13 protein-coding genes and 1 pseudogene are annotated in these 15,949 nt (G+C 60.7%); 6 read left to right on the top strand and 8 right to left on the bottom strand.

Translation table 11 applies throughout. The features are described 5' to 3' along the window. Nucleotides 1-16: 16 nt before the first annotated feature. Entirely contained in the window at nucleotides 17-2,278 is a 2,262-nt protein-coding gene (locus tag AB4O23_RS25645) for a putative bifunctional diguanylate cyclase/phosphodiesterase (protein WP_026067470.1), read from the bottom strand. Between the two features lie 139 nt (nucleotides 2,279-2,417). Beyond that, the gene (locus tag AB4O23_RS25640; protein WP_065877134.1) at nucleotides 2,418-2,783 is read right to left on the bottom strand and encodes a YkgJ family cysteine cluster protein; all 366 of its coding nucleotides are present in this window, start codon (nucleotides 2,781-2,783) and stop codon (nucleotides 2,418-2,420) included. Between the two features lie 251 nt (nucleotides 2,784-3,034). Here AB4O23_RS25640 and AB4O23_RS25635 point away from each other — a divergent pair, with 251 nt between their 5' ends. Beyond that, nucleotides 3,035-4,381 carry a spinster family MFS transporter gene (locus AB4O23_RS25635; RefSeq protein WP_460089565.1) on the top strand — a complete coding sequence of 449 codons (1,347 nt, stop codon included), beginning with the start codon at nucleotides 3,035-3,037 and terminating at the stop codon, nucleotides 4,379-4,381. A gap of 136 nt (nucleotides 4,382-4,517) precedes the next feature. Here the strand turns inward: AB4O23_RS25635 and rapA are convergent, their stop codons facing one another. Next, nucleotides 4,518-7,364, bottom strand: coding sequence for an RNA polymerase-associated protein RapA (rapA, locus tag AB4O23_RS25630; protein WP_137219924.1), 2,847 nt, complete (start codon nucleotides 7,362-7,364; stop codon nucleotides 4,518-4,520). A 219-nt stretch (nucleotides 7,365-7,583) separates the two neighbouring features. On the opposite strand from rapA, the gene AB4O23_RS25625 reads away from it, so the two are divergent. Further along, on the top strand, nucleotides 7,584-7,925 hold the full coding sequence (locus AB4O23_RS25625) for a hypothetical protein (protein ID WP_017530452.1): 342 nt from the start codon (nucleotides 7,584-7,586) through the stop codon (nucleotides 7,923-7,925). Here AB4O23_RS25625 and AB4O23_RS25620 read toward each other — a convergent pair. The 3 genes and pseudogenes from AB4O23_RS25620 to AB4O23_RS25610 all read right to left on the bottom strand — a co-directional run bounded on the left by AB4O23_RS25620 (nucleotide 7,922) and on the right by AB4O23_RS25610 (nucleotide 10,268). Beyond that, nucleotides 7,922-9,103, bottom strand: coding sequence for an aminotransferase class V-fold PLP-dependent enzyme (locus tag AB4O23_RS25620; protein ID WP_017530453.1), 1,182 nt, complete (start codon nucleotides 9,101-9,103; stop codon nucleotides 7,922-7,924). The genes AB4O23_RS25625 and AB4O23_RS25620 overlap by 4 nt on opposite strands. After that, nucleotides 9,100-9,291: pseudogene (locus tag AB4O23_RS25615) on the bottom strand (RidA family protein); the annotation flags it as partial. The pseudogene AB4O23_RS25615 and the gene AB4O23_RS25620, both read right to left, overlap by 4 nt. Before the next feature lie 104 nt (nucleotides 9,292-9,395). Continuing rightward, nucleotides 9,396-10,268, bottom strand: coding sequence for a LysR substrate-binding domain-containing protein (locus AB4O23_RS25610; protein ID WP_068935519.1), 873 nt, complete (start codon nucleotides 10,266-10,268; stop codon nucleotides 9,396-9,398). A gap of 4 nt (nucleotides 10,269-10,272) precedes the next feature. On the opposite strand from AB4O23_RS25610, the gene AB4O23_RS25605 reads away from it, so the two are divergent. Both AB4O23_RS25605 and ccoM read left to right on the top strand, forming a co-directional pair. Further along, nucleotides 10,273-10,563, top strand: coding sequence for a hypothetical protein (locus AB4O23_RS25605; RefSeq protein WP_135196484.1), 291 nt, complete (start codon nucleotides 10,273-10,275; stop codon nucleotides 10,561-10,563). A gap of 144 nt (nucleotides 10,564-10,707) precedes the next feature. Then, nucleotides 10,708-10,824, top strand: coding sequence for a cytochrome c oxidase subunit CcoM (ccoM, locus tag AB4O23_RS25600; RefSeq protein WP_017530457.1), 117 nt, complete (start codon nucleotides 10,708-10,710; stop codon nucleotides 10,822-10,824). A gap of 183 nt (nucleotides 10,825-11,007) precedes the next feature. Here the strand turns inward: ccoM and AB4O23_RS25595 are convergent, their stop codons facing one another. Together AB4O23_RS25595 and AB4O23_RS25590 are read right to left on the bottom strand one after the other, a co-directional pair. Further along, on the bottom strand, nucleotides 11,008-12,483 hold the full coding sequence (locus AB4O23_RS25595) for an inorganic phosphate transporter (protein ID WP_017530458.1): 1,476 nt from the start codon (nucleotides 12,481-12,483) through the stop codon (nucleotides 11,008-11,010). Between the two features lie 308 nt (nucleotides 12,484-12,791). Then, complete coding sequence (locus AB4O23_RS25590; RefSeq protein ID WP_003172389.1) at nucleotides 12,792-12,992, bottom strand: hypothetical protein; 201 nt, start codon at nucleotides 12,990-12,992, stop codon at nucleotides 12,792-12,794. A 561-nt stretch (nucleotides 12,993-13,553) separates the two neighbouring features. On the opposite strand from AB4O23_RS25590, the gene pcaR reads away from it, so the two are divergent. Continuing rightward, the gene (gene pcaR / locus AB4O23_RS25585; protein ID WP_017530459.1) at nucleotides 13,554-14,396 is read left to right on the top strand and encodes a pca regulon transcriptional regulator PcaR; all 843 of its coding nucleotides are present in this window, start codon (nucleotides 13,554-13,556) and stop codon (nucleotides 14,394-14,396) included. Nucleotides 14,397-14,542: 146 nt separating this feature from the next. After that, the gene (locus tag AB4O23_RS25580; protein ID WP_065877130.1) at nucleotides 14,543-15,883 is read left to right on the top strand and encodes a 4-hydroxybenzoate transporter PcaK; all 1,341 of its coding nucleotides are present in this window, start codon (nucleotides 14,543-14,545) and stop codon (nucleotides 15,881-15,883) included. The last annotated feature ends 66 nt before the right edge of the window (nucleotides 15,884-15,949 follow it).

Raw genomic sequence — 15,949 nt, 5'->3', positions numbered from 1 at the left:
TGCCAAAGTTTGGGCGTCAGCGTATTGGCCGGACGATGAAAGCACCGCTTCGACCAGGGGCTGGCTCGTTTGGCGAACGCGCCTTTTGGGCACCCGCCGTAGCGAGCGAACGAAGCGGGTTGTGTCTGTCGATGCCTTGCATTACGCCAATGATGTCACTGACGGGCACCGCCGGGCTCAGTAGATAGCCTTGAATGAAATCACAGCCGTGGTCATGCAATAGCTCGAATTGGGCCTGGGTTTCCACGCCCTCGGTCACGACCCGCAAGTGCAGGGTGTGGGCGATGCCGATAATCGCCTGGACGATCTCGAGGTCAGCGCTCGACTTGGGAATGTCTTGGATAAACGATCGATCGATCTTCAACATGTTGAGCGGAAGGCGCTTGAGGTAGGCGAGCGAGGAGTAACCGGTACCAAAGTCATCGATGGCCAGCGACACGCCCAGGGCGCGGAGTTGGCGCAGCAACGCGAGGGTGCTGCTGATATTTCCCATCAGGGCGTTTTCAGTGACTTCCAGTTCCAGGCGGTTTGCAGCGATCCCGCTGAAGCGCAGGGCATCTTCGATTTCGTCCGCCAGTTCATCACGGGCCAGGTTCAGGGCCGAGCAATTTATGGCCATCGTCAGTTCGGTGTAACCCTTGTCGGAGAGCAGGCTCAAGTCATGACAGGCCTGGCGCAGGACCCAGTGATCCAGTTCAGCGATCAACCCATTGCTTTCGGCGATGCCGATAAAGCGGTCCGGGGCCAGCAAACCATGCTGCGGGTGCTGCCAGCGCACTAAGGCTTCCAGGCGCGTTACCTTGCCCAGTTGCATGTCGAAGATCGGTTGGTAAAACAGCACCAGTTGTTTCTGGGTGTGCAGGGCACTGCGCAGCTCTTCTTCCAATTGCAGCTCGAGGAAGGCCCGGGTCTTCAGGTTGGAGCTGAAGAAATGCAAGCTGTTACGCCCTGCGTCTTTGGACTGGTACAGCGCCATGTCGGCGGTTTTGAGCAGTTCTTCGCAGGTCTGGCCGTCGTCGGGAAACAGGCTGATGCCAATACTGGTGGTCATCACCATGCGGCGGCCGGCCAGTTCGACCGGCTCTTTCATTTTTTGCAAAATGCGTTGAGCCAGGTGCCGGGCTTCGTCGCGGTGGTGAATGCTGATCAGGATGCAGAATTCATCGCCGCCAAACCGTGCGACTACGTCCGCATGGCTTCGCACAGAGCCTTTGATATGGCCGGCCAGTACGGTGAGCAGTTGGTCACCGGCGTCATGACCGAGGCTGTCGTTGATACGCTTGAAGTGGTCGATATCGAGGAAGATAACCGCCAGCATGCCACCTGAAGCGGTTTTTTCCGCGATTTTCTCTGCAAAAATCTGGTTGAAGCCTCGGCGATTGAGCAAATCGGTCAGCGCGTCGTAATGCGCGACCTGTTGCAGTGAGACGCGGGCCTGGTCCAGTTCGCTGAGCAGCGTATTGACCCGACGCAGGTCGCGCTCCTTGTGTTGCAGCTTCTTGTCCGCCAGGGCCGCGCTGATGCTGCTGCCGATCACCAGCAGGGTGATCACCGCCACCGACAGGCCTAGTTGCGTGGGGTTATCGGCCAGGGGCAATGATAGGTCCGCCCCGTCCGGCACCAGCATCTGCATGGCGGCCATGCCGGTGAAATGCATGCTCAGAATGCCCGCGCCCAACACCAGGCTGGCGGCGTATTTGAGCAATTGATGAAACATGCCCGCGCCGGTGCGCAGGTAGCTCGACAACAATAGCGCGGCCAGGCTGGCCCCAATGGCGATAACCACTGAGGCGAAGAAGCGCCCGGTCTCAAAATACACCAGGGCCTGGGAGCGCATGGCCGACATACCGACGTAATGCATCAAGGCAATGCCCAGCCCCATCCACAGCGATGCCAGCAGGTATTGATGCAGCTGCAGGTTCGTATGGCTGAGGGTGCGCATGGCGAACAACGAGGCGATCAGGGCGATGACCAGCGAGGCGAACGTTGTGATCAATTCGTAATGAATGGCGATGGGCGCCTGGAAGGCCAGCATGCTGATGAAGTGGGTGGACCAGATACCGCCTGCCAGGCAGCTGGCACCGAGCCAGCGCCAGTGGCGACGGGCGGTGGGGTCTTCGACATGACCGACCCGCTCAGCCATGTCCAGCGTGCCGAAGCCAGCTGCGCAGGCGACCAAATAAGCCAGCAGCACCAGAAAAGGGTTATGGCTGCAATTGAGCAATAAGTGCCCGTTTTCTGGAAGGTCGGTGAAAAAAATCAGCCCCAGCCATTCCATAGCACGCCCCGTCATAGCTCCCACGTCACTGCCTAGGGCGGTGACCTATGGGCTCGAGTATAGAAGCCGCGCGGGATTTTCCACGGATAATGGCACTTTGCTTTTAACTAATTTGGCATCGCATCCATAGCGTTCGCTGCTAAGCGCTGATGGGCAGGTCCAAATCGAATGGGGCTTGCAGCGGCGGCAGGCCGAATGCGGCGCGCGCGGCATCGCAATCGACGTTGTGTTCACCCTGGCTCCACGATGCATCGAATTCTCGGCAAGGGCTTGCGCGTTGCTCATAAATCGAGCAACGCGTGCCTTTGCCCACTTCGCCCTCAAGGCTGCAGCATCGTGCGGGTTTTTGGTCGGTGCCGATCATCGCCACGCGGGTGGGGTTGATCTGCACCACCAGGTCATCGGGCACGGTGCCGCCCGATGAGGCGCACTCGCCCCAGAAGAAAGACACACGAAAGTGTGAACAGCAGGCACCGCAACTCAGACACGGACTGGCTTCGGACATGGGCGTCATCAATAAAAAGTAAGGGAGGGGAACGACGGGAAGGCTCGCCATTCTATCCATGCCATGGCCATTAGGAAGGGGGGCACACACATATATTTTTGTCAGGAAAGTCCCGTAACGACGGGCGAAATTACGCCCTATCAGCCTTACGAATCATTACAGACAACCGTCGCGCGCCTGACTATGTTGCAGGTACCTGAGCAGGATGCATCGGGCATCGCAGCTCTCATAACAATAAAAGAGACGGACCCATGCAGAACTCGACCCAAGCGGCGAATGCCTGGCGCATTCTGTTCCTGCTGTTCCTCGCCAACCTGTTCAACTTCTTCGATCGCACCATCCCCGCGATCATCATCGAGCCAATCCGCATGGAGTGGCACCTGAGCGACTTCCAGCTCGGCATCATCGGCACCGCCTTCACCATCGTCTACGCCATCGCCGGGTTGCCGCTGGGGCGCATGGCCGACACCGGTTCGCGCAGCAAACTGATGGGGTGGGGCCTGTTTGCCTGGAGCGGGCTGACGGCGATCAACGGGCTCGTCGGCAGTTTCTGGAGTTTTTTGCTGGTGCGCATGGGCATTGGTATCGGCGAAGCCAGTTATGCGCCGGCCGCCAACTCGCTGATCGGCGATTTGTTCCCGGCGCACCGCCGGGCCCGGGCCATGGGGATTTTCATGCTGGGCCTGCCGCTGGGGCTGTTGTTGGCGTTCTTCACCATTGGCGCAATGGTCAAGGCGTTCGACAGCTGGCGTGCGCCGTTCTTTATTGCCGCGGTGCCGGGGCTGATCCTCGCGGTCTTCATGTTCTATATCAAGGAGCCCAAGCGCGGTGCGGCCGAAACCGTGCAAGTGTCCCAGGAACGCGTCGACCGCCCGATTCGCCGCGTCCTGGCGGTACCGACCTTCCTCTGGCTGGTGTTGGCGGGGCTGTGTTTTAACTTCGCCACCTATGCGTGCAATTCGTTTCTGGTGCCGATGCTGCAACGTTATTTCCTCATGCCGTTGCAGGACGCGGCGGTGGCCACTGGCGTCATCGTCGGCTTGACCGGCCTGGTGGGCCTGACCCTGGGCGGCTGGATTGCCGACAAGATCCATCAACGCATCGCCAATGGACGGCTGTTGTTCGCCGCGTTCAGCCTGATCATTTCCACCGTCACCACCGCTTGGGCCTTGCATGCCGGGCGCATCGAGATTGGTGTGTTCGTGGCTCTGTTCAGTGTGGGTTGGTTGTTCGCTTACAACTTCTATACCTGCGTGTACACGGCCATCCAGGATGTGGTTGAGCCACGCCTGCGGGCGACCGCGATGGCGTTGTTCTTTGCCGGGTTGTATTTGCTCGGCGGCGGCATGGGGCCGATCGTGGTGGGCGGCTTGTCCGATCACTTTGCCCATTCGGCGATGTACGCAGCGGGGGCTGAACAGATGACCGAGGCTTATAAAGCGGTGGTCCTGCACGACGCCATGTACCTGATCCCGGTGGCGCTGTTCTTGACCATGCTGTTTCTGTTCCAGGCCTCGCGCAGTTTTGTGCGCGATGCCAAGCGGATGAAAGAGGGGTTGAGTGCGGTTGAGGTGCCGGTTGCGGTGGCTACGGCCTGAGACAGTGGTGACGCTATCGGGAGCAAGCCCCCTCCCACATGGATACGCGGTCAAATGTGGGGGCTTGCTCCCGATGAGGCCCTCAAGGCCAATAAAAAGACCCGCATTGCGGGCCTTTTTTTGACTCAAATGCTGATCAACCCGCCACCAGCACCCGAATCGCTTCCAGTCGCAGCGCTGCCTTGTCGAGCATGGCCAGGCCTTGCTCGCGTTGGTGGCGCAGGGCAACCAGTTCGCTGTCACGCACGGTCGGGTTGACCGCTTGCAAGGCGCTCAGGCGTGCCAGCTCTTCGTCGGTGTCCGCTGCCAGGCGGCGCTTGGCCTCGGCCACGCGTTCGGCGTGGCGCGGGGTGATCTTCTCTTCACCGGCGTTGATGCGCGGGGTGAGTTGATCGCGTTGGGCCTGTACGAACTTGTTGGCGCTGGCGCGGGGCACGCTTTCGAGTTGGTCGTTCAAGGTTTCGAACGAGACGCGGCCGGAAAGGTCATTGCCGTTGGTGTCCAGCAGGCAGCGCAGCGCAGCCGGCGGCAGGTAGCGGCCCAGTTGCAGCGAGCGCGGCGCAACCACTTCGCTGACGTAGAGCAGTTCGAGCAATACGGTGCCCGGCTTGAGCGCCTTGTTCTTGATCAGCGCCACGGCGGTGTTGCCCATGGAGCCGGACAACACCAGGTCCATGCCGCCCTGCACCATCGGGTGTTCCCAGGTGATGAACTGCATGTCTTCGCGTGACAGCGCCTGGTTACGGTCGTAGGTGATGGTCACGCCTTCGTCGTCGCCCAGGGGGAAGCTGGCGTCGAGCATTTTTTCGCTCGGCTTGAGGATCAGTGCATTTTCCGAGTGGTCTTCGCTGTCGATGCCGAACGCGTCGAACAGGGTTTCCATATAGATCGGCAGGGCGAACTGGTCGTCTTGCTCAAGGATGTCTTCGACCAGCGCATCGCCTTCACCCGCGCCGCCGGAATTAAGCTCCAGCAGGCGGTCGCGACCAGTGTGCAGTTCCTGCTCCAGGCGCTCACGCTCGGCGCGGGCTTCGTCGATCAGGGCTTGCCACTCGCCGTCGTCGGCGCTTTCCAGCAGCGGCAACAGGCGTGGCCCAAACTGATGCTGCAGGGCGTTGCCGGTCGGGCAGGTGTTGAGGAACGCATTCAGCGCTTCGTGGTACCACTGGAACAGGCGCTCTTGCGGGCTGGTTTCCAGGTACGGTACGTGCAATTCGATCACATGCTTCTGGCCGATCCGGTCCAGACGGCCGATGCGCTGTTCCAGCAGGTCGGGGTGCGACGGCAGGTCGAACAGCACCAAGTGGTGGGCGAACTGGAAGTTGCGACCTTCGCTGCCGATTTCCGAGCAGATCAGCACCTGGGCGCCGAATTCTTCATCGGCAAAGTAGGCCGCCGCGCGGTCGCGCTCGAGGATGTTCATGCCCTCGTGGAACACCGTGGCCGGGATGCCGGAACGCACGCGCAGGGCGTCTTCCAGGTCCATGGCGGTTTCGGCGTGGGCGCAGATCACCAGCACCTTGGTGCGCTTGAGCATTTTCAGCTGGTCGATCAGCCACTCCACCCGTGGGTCGAAGCGCCACCAGCGGTTTTCTTCCTCGATGTCCGGCTGCGATTGGAAGCTGACTTCCGGGTACAGCTCGGCGTGTTCGCCCAGTGGCAGTTCCAGGTATTCGTCCGGGTTCGGCAGCGGGTAGGCGTGCAGCTTGCGCTCCGGGAAGCCCTGCACGGCGGCGCGGGTGTTGCGAAACAGCACGCGGCCGGTGCCGTGGCGGTCGAGCAGCTCACGCACCAGGCGTGCACCGGCTTCGGTGTCGCCATCGTTGACGGCGCTGAGCAGCGCTTCGCCTTCGTTGCCGAGGAAACCCTGGATGGTCTTGTGCGCCGCCGGTGACAGGCGGCCTTTGTCGAGCAGTTCCTGCACGGCTTCGGCCACCGGGCGATAGTTTTCGCTTTCGGCGCGGAAGGCTTGCAGGTCATGGAAACGGTTCGGATCCAACAGGCGCAGGCGCGCGAAGTGGCTGTCCTGGCCCAGTTGCTCCGGAGTAGCGGTGAGCAGCAGCACGCCAGGAATCACCTCGGCCAGTTGCTCCACCAGTGCGTATTCCGCGCTGGCCTTTTCTTCATGCCAGACCAGGTGGTGGGCCTCGTCGACTACCAGCAGGTCCCAGCCGGCGGCGAACAGCGCGTCCTGGGCCTTCTCATCGTCCACCAGCCATTCCAGGGCCACCAGGGCCAACTGGGTGTCTTCGAACGGGTTGGCGGCATCGCTTTCGATAAAGCGTTCTTCATCGAACAACGCAACCTGCAGGTTGAAGCGGCGGCGCATTTCCACCAGCCATTGGTGCTGCAGGTTTTCCGGTACCAGGATCAACACACGGTTGGCGCGGCCCGACAGCAACTGGCGGTGGATGACCAGGCCGGCTTCGATGGTCTTGCCCAGGCCCACTTCGTCGGCCAGCAACACCCGTGGCGCGATGCGGTCAGCCACTTCGCGGGCGATGTGCAGTTGGTGGGCAATAGGTTGCGCACGCACGCCACCCAGGCCCCACAGCGAGGACTGCAATTGGCGGCTGGTGTGCTCCAGAGTGTGGTAGCGCAGCGAGAACCAGGCCAGCGGGTCGATCTGCCCGGCGAACAGACGGTCGCTGGCCAGGCGGAACTGGATGAAGTTGGAGAGCTGGGTTTCCGGCAGGGTGACCTGCTCGTTCTGCCCGTTGAGGCCGTGGTAGACCAGCAAGCCGTCGACGTCGTCGACTTCCCGTACGGTCATTTTCCAGCCTTCGAAATGGGTGATGGAGTCGCCCGGCGAGAACCTCACGCGGGTCAGGGGCGCATTCCGTAGCGCATACTGGCGAGTGTCGCCAGTGGCCGGATAGAGCACGGTCAACAAGCGGCCGTCCTGTGCCAGAACGGTGCCTAACCCCAGCTCTGCTTCGCTGTCACTAATCCAGCGTTGCCCCGGTTGATACTGCTGCGCCATGCTGCCTGACTCCCGCCGTGAAAAAGCCGACTATCTTAACGGAACAAGGTCCTCAGCCAAAGGACTCTGACAAAAACTACTCCGTTTGAGGGCGGCGGCGAGCCGTGAATCGACAGGTGGCGGGCACTTGCGAGTGTCGACTGGGTCACAGGTTGGCGAACGGGTGTTCAAGTCGCCCTGTGTTGCGCCGACAGCCTGTTGATCAGGAGAAGAAAGATTATGTTGCCACCTATGCTGCCCGTGAGCGTTGTGCCGGTTACGTCACAACTCGACCCGGTCCGCCAGAAACCGGATATCCCGCCGGTGGTCCCCGTGCAAGCGGGCGCCAACGAAAGCACGATCGACCTGAAAAAGGGCGATGCCGAGCAGTCGACCTTTTTGCTGCGTGAAGAACAGCGCCGCCAGCAGGAACAACAGAAACGCCGGCGCGAAGCCGACGCGGACCCCGACCAGCACCTGGCGATCCCCGGCGACCTGCTCAACGCCGATAACACGGTACCCGTGGTGCCGCTGATCGAAGATGCACCGCGCCAGGGCTTGTGGGTGGACGTCGAGGTTTAACCGCGCAGTTCCCGCAGGCCAGCCATCAGCCGTTCGATGTCGTGATCGTTATTGAGGGGGCTGACGGAGATTCGCGCAATGCTGGGCAGGCCGCGCGCCTGCATATCCAGTGGGGTGTAGGCCACGCCGTTGGCACCGATATTGATCCGCTTCAAACCCAATTGTCGCTTCAGTTCAAAGGCGTCCCAACCTGCGAGGTTGAACGCGATCAAGCCGGATTGCTTCGCGCCCAGGTCATGCAGGCAAATGCCCGGAATCTCACACAGTGCTGCGCGGATTCGCGCGCTGGTTCGGGAGACGTGTTCCCACACGCGCTCAATCCCCAATCGATTCATCTCCTGCAGTGCATTGCCCAACCCCGCCAACAAGGCGAAAGACACCTCACTGGTTTCAAAACGCCGGGCGTCGTCGCGCAGGTCGAACCCCTGGGGGCTCCAGGGTGCCGAAAATACGTCGCGCTGAGCAGGGTTCAACCGCTGCAGGAAATCCGGGCGTACGTACAGCAATGCTGTGCCCCGAGGCCCGCGCAGGTGTTTGCGACCGGCTGACTTGAGCACATCGCAATGCAGCGCCTGCACATCCACGGGCACTTGGCCCACGGCTTGGCCGGCGTCGATGAAATAGGGGATCGCATGGCGCCTGGCCACTTCGCCGATGGCCTGCGCGGGGTTGATCAGGCCGCTGTTGGCCGGCAGCCAGGTGAGGTCGATCAGCTTTACGTGCGCGTCGATCATTGACGCCAGCGCCAGCGGGCAGGCCGCGCCGGTTTCATCGCAGGGGATCACTTCCACGCGCGCGCCCGCCTGCACGGCCAACTGCATGCTTGCCAGGTTGCCGCCCCATTCATGACGGCCCACCAGAATACGGTCGCCCGGCTGCCAGGGGCCCAAGGCCTGGAACGCCATATTCCAGGCGGCCGAACCGCTGCCGGCGAAGGCTACCGCGCGGGTGGGTGCGTTGAGCAATTGCGCGGCGGCACTGCGGGCGTTTTCCATCAGCACGGCGCCCTGTTCACCCGCCTCCATGGGGCCGTCGCGGGCTTCGCGTTGCAGTTGATCGATGATGGCATCGAGGGTTGCCTGGCTCGGTAGGGAGGCTCCGGCATGGTTGAAGTGCACGATGCCCGATTGGCAGCCGGGGGTGGCGGCCCGCAATTGCCGCACGTCGAGCGGGCTCATGGGCGCAGCTCGAAAATCGCGTCAACCTCCACCGCTACGCCGGCCGGCAGGCTGCAAACACCCACCGCCGTGCGCACATGGCGGCCCTTTTCACCGAGGACATTGACCAATAGGTTCGACGCACCGTTGGCCACCACACCTTGGCGCTGGAAATCGGCGCTGCTGGCGATAAACACGCCCAGGCGCAGGGAGTCGCTCATGATCTCAATCCTTCGGGTTCTAAAGGCGCAAGCATGTGGTGCTCGGGAGGCGGCGACAAACGGATAGAACTCACTCGACGTATCGAAATAACTCAAGCATCGCCGCAGGCTTGTTTCAACCACTGGCCAAAGCAGTCGGCCGCTTCGTTGGTGGCGCCTTGAGGGCTGATCAGCCAGTAGCCGATGTCGCTGTAGTAGGGCGGCCAGTCGAAAGCCTCGACCAGGCTGCCGTCCTGGAGCCGGCGCTCGATCAGGCGGTGACGCCCCATGGCAATGCCTTGGCCGGCCACGGCGGCTTCGACCACGATGTTGTAGTCGTGCAGCATCACGCGGGGGTGGAGTTGCAGGTCGACTTGATAATGCCGGGACCAATCCGTCCACTCGAACGGCCTGTGCGAGGTGGCCATCAACAGCGGTGCGTTGTGCGGTCGGCTGGCCTTGAACGCGGGGCTGCACACCGGTGAGATCACTTCCGGCATCAGTCGCGTGGCCTTTACATCGGGCCAACCGCCTTTGCCGTAACGAATGGCGAGGTCGACGTGCGCAGCGGCAACGTTGGCCAGTTGAATCGCCGGGAGCAGTTCCACCTGGATGTGCGGGTAGCGGCTGAGAAACCCGGCCAGGCGCGGGGCCAGCCACAGCGTGGCGAAGGACGCCAGCAGGCCGATGCGCAACACCGTGGTGCCGGGGGCTACCCGTTGCGCGCGGGTCGCGGCAGCGATGATGTCGAGGGCGGGACGGATTTCGTTGTAGTACTGCTGGCCATCGGCGGTCAGGTCGATGGCGCGGGTGCGTCGTACAAACATCGATTTGCCCAAGTATTGCTCAAGCTTGTGTACCTGATGGCTGAGGGCACTCTGGGTCACCGACAACTCATCCGCCGCCTTGATAAAGCTCAAGTGCCGGGCCACCGCCTCAAAGGCGCGCAGGGCCAGCAACGGCGGAAGGTCTTTGTGCAGTGCCACCTGAATGGGCTTCCTGGGTCGGGTCGAGAATGTCGATTTTGGGCGAGGGCCTGCCTTTTGTCTTGCGCTGATTTGCCGTCAGGCGGGAGAGGCCGCATTATTGGGCCATTCCCGCCACGACGTAAGCCAAGCCATGAGTGAAGACGACAAGTTGATTGACCTGAGTGCCGAACGCGCCAAGCGAGTTCATGACCTCAATGACAAGCGCCTGAATGAAGTTCGCCAAGCGTTTGAGCAGGCGATGCCCTTAGGGAAAGCCAAGAAAAAATCAAAAAACAAACCTAAAAAGCGTTGAACCCCCCCTGCATCTATTGATGCAGGTCAGTTATTGCCCTTCTTTACGCCCTGTTGTGGGCGACATTGATCCTCGTCAATTTTCCAACCCGCCTTCTCCATTAACTTAGCCCTATCGCAACAGGGCAAGCACAGGAGGCCGGTCATGTTTATCGATAATGTGGTATTCGCCGGAGTGCTGACTGTAAGCCTCATGGTGCTGTTTTTTGTAGGGTTTGGATTTTTTATCTGGAAAGACGCGAACAAGCGTAAAAAACCATAGGTTTTTCCGGGTTACATGAGCACGCAAGGCATTTTGGGCGACTTCGGTCGCCTTTTTTTTGCCTGTTATTTGATACATGAAGCGGGGCGCGGGCTCCCGCAGTTGGACAATGGTGCGTTTGAAACACGCAATAAAAAAGGTGCGACCCTTGCGGATCGCACCTTTTTTTATTGCAGCGGACTATTAGCTGCCGAGCGCCTTTGATGCCAACCAGAACAACCCGGCCGACAGGCCAACGGTTGCCGGCAGCGTCAACACCCAAGCCATCAGGATGGTCTTGACCGTGCCGCCTTGCAGGCCGCTTTTGTTGGCAACCATGGTACCGGCCACGCCGGAAGACAGTACGTGGGTGGTGGATACCGGCAGGGCGAAGATGTTGGCAAAACCAATCATCGTCGCGGTGGTGATTTGCGCCGACATGCCCTGGGCATAGGTCATGCCCTGCTTGCCGATCTTCTCGCCGATGGTCAGGACCACGCGCTTCCAACCCACCATGGTGCCCAGGCCCAGGGCCAGTGCTACCGCAAGGATCACCCAGAACGGTGCGTACTCGGTGGTGGCGGTCAGGTCTTTGCGCAGCTTGTCCAGGTCAGCCTTCTCACGCGCTTCCAGGCCCGGTAGCTTGCCGACTTTCTTCGCGGTGTCATCCAGGCAGAGCAGGTAGCGGCGCACTTCGATACGCTGGTCGGAGGTCAACGAGTGGTAGTCGGAGACACCCTTTAACGTGCTGACGAGCGCATTGATGGTCGGCTCGGTCTGCTGCGGGTTGCACTGGAACTTGCCCGGCAGGTCATCCTTCACGCTTTTACCCAGTGCCAGGAATTCGCCGAGCGTGGCGTTATTGCGCTGGTAGAACTGGCTCAAATGCACGGTGGCGTCGCGGGTACGTTCGATCTGGTAGGTGGTGCTGCCCAGGTCGAGTACGAACTGGGCCGGCACGATACCGATCAGCACCAGCATGATCAGGCCGATACCTTTCTGGCCATCGTTGGAGCCGTGCACGAAGCTGACGGCCATGGCGGAGATCACCAGCACCAGGCGGTTCCAGAACGGCGGGTGCTTCTTGTCGTCGAGCTTGCGGCGCTGGTCCGGCGTCTTGTGCATTTTCGACAGCGGGCGCCACCACTTCAGGCCGATCAGCACCAGGGCTGCGACCAGGAAGCCGGCCATCGGCGAGAACACCAGGGAGGCGCCGATATCAATAGCCTTCTGCCAGTTCACACCGTCAGCCAAGGGGATATCGTTGATCAGGGCGTTGGCGAGGCCGACACCGAGGATTGAGCCGATCAGCGTGTGGGAGCTGGAAGCGGGGATACCGAAGTACCACGTGCCCAGGTTCCAGGTGATCGCCGCTGCCAACAACGAGAAGACCATGGCCAGACCGTGGCCGGTGTTCACGTTGATCAGCAACTCAACCGGCAGCAAGTGCACGATGGCGTAGGCGACACCGACACCACCGAGCAACACGCCGAGGAAGTTGAACACCCCGGAGAAGAACACGGCCAGATGCGGCGGCATGGCTTTGGTATAGATGACTGTGGCCACCGCGTTAGCGGTGTCATGAAAGCCATTGATGAACTCGAAGGCGAGGACAAAGGCCAGGGCGAGCAACAGGCTCACGAGAACCCAAGCATCCAGTCCGCTGAATAAATCGATCATGAAGGTTTTCTGACCCGGTCGTAAGGGGGCGCGATTATGCCAGAAAACCTCGGTAATCGATGCACTAGCTGCTCATCGGTAACAATCTTCAGTGAAAAAAACCGGGTAGAAGCGGGCTGTCCCAGGCTTTTCGGGGCTTTGGCAAGCCTTTGATTTATAACGCGCCGGGGCGAGAAGGCAGGGTTTTGTCATCAAAACGTCATGTCTGAAATATTTGTAAGAAATTTTACAGGTGATTAAGGGCGCGGGATTGCCGGCTGCCGGCATGGCGAGCAGCCGAGGCCGGCCCTGGGCTCAAACCGAAGCGCTTATGGCTCTTCGGCTTTGAGTTCCTGTTCAATCTTTTGGATTTCCTGGGCAAATGCCTGGTCGAGCAAGCTGGCGCGTTTGCGCCATGGTTTGCGCTCAGGTTCAGGCTGGGCGGCGTAGGTGGTGACTTCCCCGCCGTAAACGTCCTTGTAACGTTGCTCCTGGCGCTCAAGTTCCGCGCGCAGTTCATCTTTCGTCACATTGTTACCTAATTGAGTTGAGTGTAATTACAGTGCAACGTTATGCCTGACTGGCACCTTCGCGTTGTCCAAAGTTGAACCGTGGGTGTTCAACTTTGAATGAGGCGAAATTACTGGGTGTCGGCAGCCTTTCGAGGCGGGTAGTTGCAACCGCCGATGCACTGCATGTGCATGGCCTGGCGAACGTGGGCCCCGATAAAGGGTGACCCGCGCACAGGGTGCATTATAGCGGCGCATTTGAATAACACTATCGGCATAAAGTTAAAAAGCGTCAACGTTGTATGAGCGTTTTATTACACCAACGCGTGGGTAGTTTGCAGGCGTTCTGGCGTCGTAGATTGTATAAAGTGGTCAGAGTTAACAACTTCTCCTTAACGCTGCGGTGGGTTTACGCGGTTTTCTCGCTCGTAGCCCATGGGCGGCAGCCAAATTGCGATAATCGCCGGATCGTCCGATAATCGCCCAATGTTCTTGGCGCTGCCTTGTGCATCGCGGCCGACGCGGCTTGTAATAGCAGCCCCATCCCTCCAGTGGTTGACAATAAGAGAATAGGACCCCCACATGAACGATCAATTGCGCAACTCTTTCGCGTCAGTGGCGCCGCCGATCGTTGCATCGCCAGCCAAGCGCATCCAGGCTTTCACGGGTGATCCGGACTTTATGACTTCCCTGGCCCGTGGCCTGGCCGTGGTGCAGGCTTTTCAAGAACGCAAGCGCCACCTGACCATCGCCCAGATCAGCCATCGCACCGAAATCCCACGCGCCGCCGTACGCCGTTGCCTGCACACCCTGATCAAACTCGGCTACGCCACCACCGACGGGCGTACCTATTCGCTGTTGCCCAAGGTCCTGACCCTGGGCCATGCCTACCTGTCGTCCACGCCGCTGGCGGTGTCGGCGCAACCTTATCTGGACCGCATGAGCGAGCAGCTTCACGAAGCCTGCAACATGGCCACCCTCGAAGGTGATGACATTCTCTACATCGCTCGTTCGGCCACGACCCAGCGCCTGATTTCGGTCGACCTGTCAGTGGGAGGGCGGTTGCCGGCCTATTGCACCTCCATGGGGCGCATCCTGCTCGCGGCGCTGGATGACGCGTCACTGCAGGACTACCTCGACCACGCCGATCTGCCCACCAAGACCAGCCGCACCCTGACCACCCCCGAAGCGCTGTTCGAGTGCCTGCAACAAGTGCGTCAGCAGGGCTGGTGTATCGTCGACCAGGAACTGGAACAGGGCCTGCGTTCGATTGCCGTACCGGTGTATGACGCGTCGGGCCAAGTGCTGGCGGCGCTCAATGTCAGCACCCACGCCGGACGGGTCAGCCGCAGCGAGCTGGAACAGCGCTTCCTGCCGAGCATGCTCAGTGCCAGCCGTGAGTTGAGCGCGCAGCTGTTTGCCTAAGGTGTTCGGTGACCGCACAGATCCCGGCGTGATCAATTGACGGTGTTTCCCCAGGCTTATTAATGTGCGGCAGCGCTCTTGCCAGTGCCCCCAATAATAATGACGACCCCAGGTGGTCGGCCCGCCATCGGTGTGGAATAAAAATAATGAATCAGCCTTCTGTCGGTTCCACCCTGGACGTACAGTCCTTTATCAACGCCCAGCCACTGTCACGCTATCAGTGGCGCGTGGTGATTCTGTGTTTCCTGATTGTGTTCCTCGATGGCCTCGACACCGCCGCCATGGGCTTTATCGCGCCTGCGCTGTCTCAGGATTGGGGCATCGACCGCGCCAGCCTCGGGCCGGTGATGAGCGCCGCGTTGATCGGCATGGTGTTTGGCGCGCTGGGTTCCGGCCCGCTGGCCGACCGCTTCGGCCGCAAGGTGGTGCTGGTGGGCGCGGTGCTTGTGTTTGGCGCGTTCAGCCTGGCGTCGGCCTACAGCAGCAACGTCGATCAACTGCTGGTGCTGCGCTTCCTGACCGGGCTGGGCCTGGGGGCGGGGATGCCCAACGCCACCACGCTGCTGTCCGAATACACCCCTGAACGCCATAAGTCGCTGCTGGTAACCAGCATGTTCTGCGGGTTCAACCTGGGCATGGCCGGTGGTGGGTTTATCTCGGCCAAGCTGATACCAGCGTTCGGCTGGCACAGCCTGTTGCTGATCGGTGGCATCCTGCCGTTGATCCTGGCCGTGGTGCTGCTGGTGTGGTTGCCGGAATCGGCGCGTTACCTGGTGGTGCGCAATCGCGGCGCAGACAAGGTGCGCAAAACACTGTCACCCATCGAGCCCCATATCGTGGGTCAAGCCACCCATTTCAGCGTGCCCGAGCAAAAAACCGTAAAGGCCCGCAATGTGCTGGCGGTGATTTTCGCCGGCACCTACAGCGCCGGCACCTTGTTGCTGTGGCTCACCTACTTTATGGGCCTGGTGATTGTTTACCTGCTCACCAGCTGGCTGCCGACCCTGATGCGTGACAGCGGCGCGAGCATGGAACAGGCCGCGTTTATCGGCGCGTTGTTCCAGTTCGGCGGGGTGTTGAGCGCGGTCGGCGTGGGTTGGGCGATGGACCGCTTCAATCCCCACAAGGTCATCGGCACCTTCTACCTGCTGGCCGGGGTGTTTGCCTACGCGGTCGGGCAGAGCCTGGGCAACATCACGCTGCTGGCCACCCTGGTGCTGGTTGCCGGGATGTGTGTCAACGGTGCGCAATCGGCGATGCCGTCCCTGGCAGCACGCTTCTACCCGACCCAAGGCCGCGCCACCGGCGTGTCGTGGATGCTCGGTATCGGACGTTTCGGCGCGATTCTCGGTGCCTGGATGGGCGCGACCCTGCTGGGTCTGGGCTGGAACTTCGAGCAGGTACTCACGGCGTTGGTGATCCCGGCTGCCTTGGCGACTGCCGCAGTGGTCATCAAGGGCATGGTCAGCCACGCGGATGCGACCTGAGGTTGATTGATAGCTTGCCAACAATCGGTTCGATAATCGAACGGTTAGTCGATTATCGGATTGTTT

Source organism: Pseudomonas sp. H2_A10, assembly GCF_054680085.1.
This window is presented reverse-complemented; position numbering and strand designations above follow the sequence as displayed.

Bases quoted from the DNA above. Each gene is read 5' to 3' on its own strand.
- AB4O23_RS25645 (WP_026067470.1), bottom strand. From the start codon at position 2,278: ATGGAATGGCTGGGGCTGATTTTTTTCACCGACCTTCCAGAAAACGGG.
- AB4O23_RS25640 (WP_065877134.1), bottom strand. From the start codon at position 2,783: ATGTCCGAAGCCAGTCCGTGTCTGAGTTGCGGTGCCTGCTGTTCACAC.
- AB4O23_RS25635 (WP_460089565.1), top strand. From the start codon at position 3,035: ATGCAGAACTCGACCCAAGCGGCGAATGCCTGGCGCATTCTGTTCCTG.
- rapA (WP_137219924.1), bottom strand. From the start codon at position 7,364: ATGGCGCAGCAGTATCAACCGGGGCAACGCTGGATTAGTGACAGCGAA.
- AB4O23_RS25625 (WP_017530452.1), top strand. From the start codon at position 7,584: ATGTTGCCACCTATGCTGCCCGTGAGCGTTGTGCCGGTTACGTCACAA.
- AB4O23_RS25620 (WP_017530453.1), bottom strand. From the start codon at position 9,103: ATGAGCCCGCTCGACGTGCGGCAATTGCGGGCCGCCACCCCCGGCTGC.
- AB4O23_RS25605 (WP_135196484.1), top strand. From the start codon at position 10,273: ATGGGCTTCCTGGGTCGGGTCGAGAATGTCGATTTTGGGCGAGGGCCT.
- ccoM (WP_017530457.1), top strand. From the start codon at position 10,708: ATGTTTATCGATAATGTGGTATTCGCCGGAGTGCTGACTGTAAGCCTC.
- AB4O23_RS25595 (WP_017530458.1), bottom strand. From the start codon at position 12,483: ATGATCGATTTATTCAGCGGACTGGATGCTTGGGTTCTCGTGAGCCTG.
- pcaR (WP_017530459.1), top strand. From the start codon at position 13,554: ATGAACGATCAATTGCGCAACTCTTTCGCGTCAGTGGCGCCGCCGATC.
- AB4O23_RS25580 (WP_065877130.1), top strand. From the start codon at position 14,543: ATGAATCAGCCTTCTGTCGGTTCCACCCTGGACGTACAGTCCTTTATC.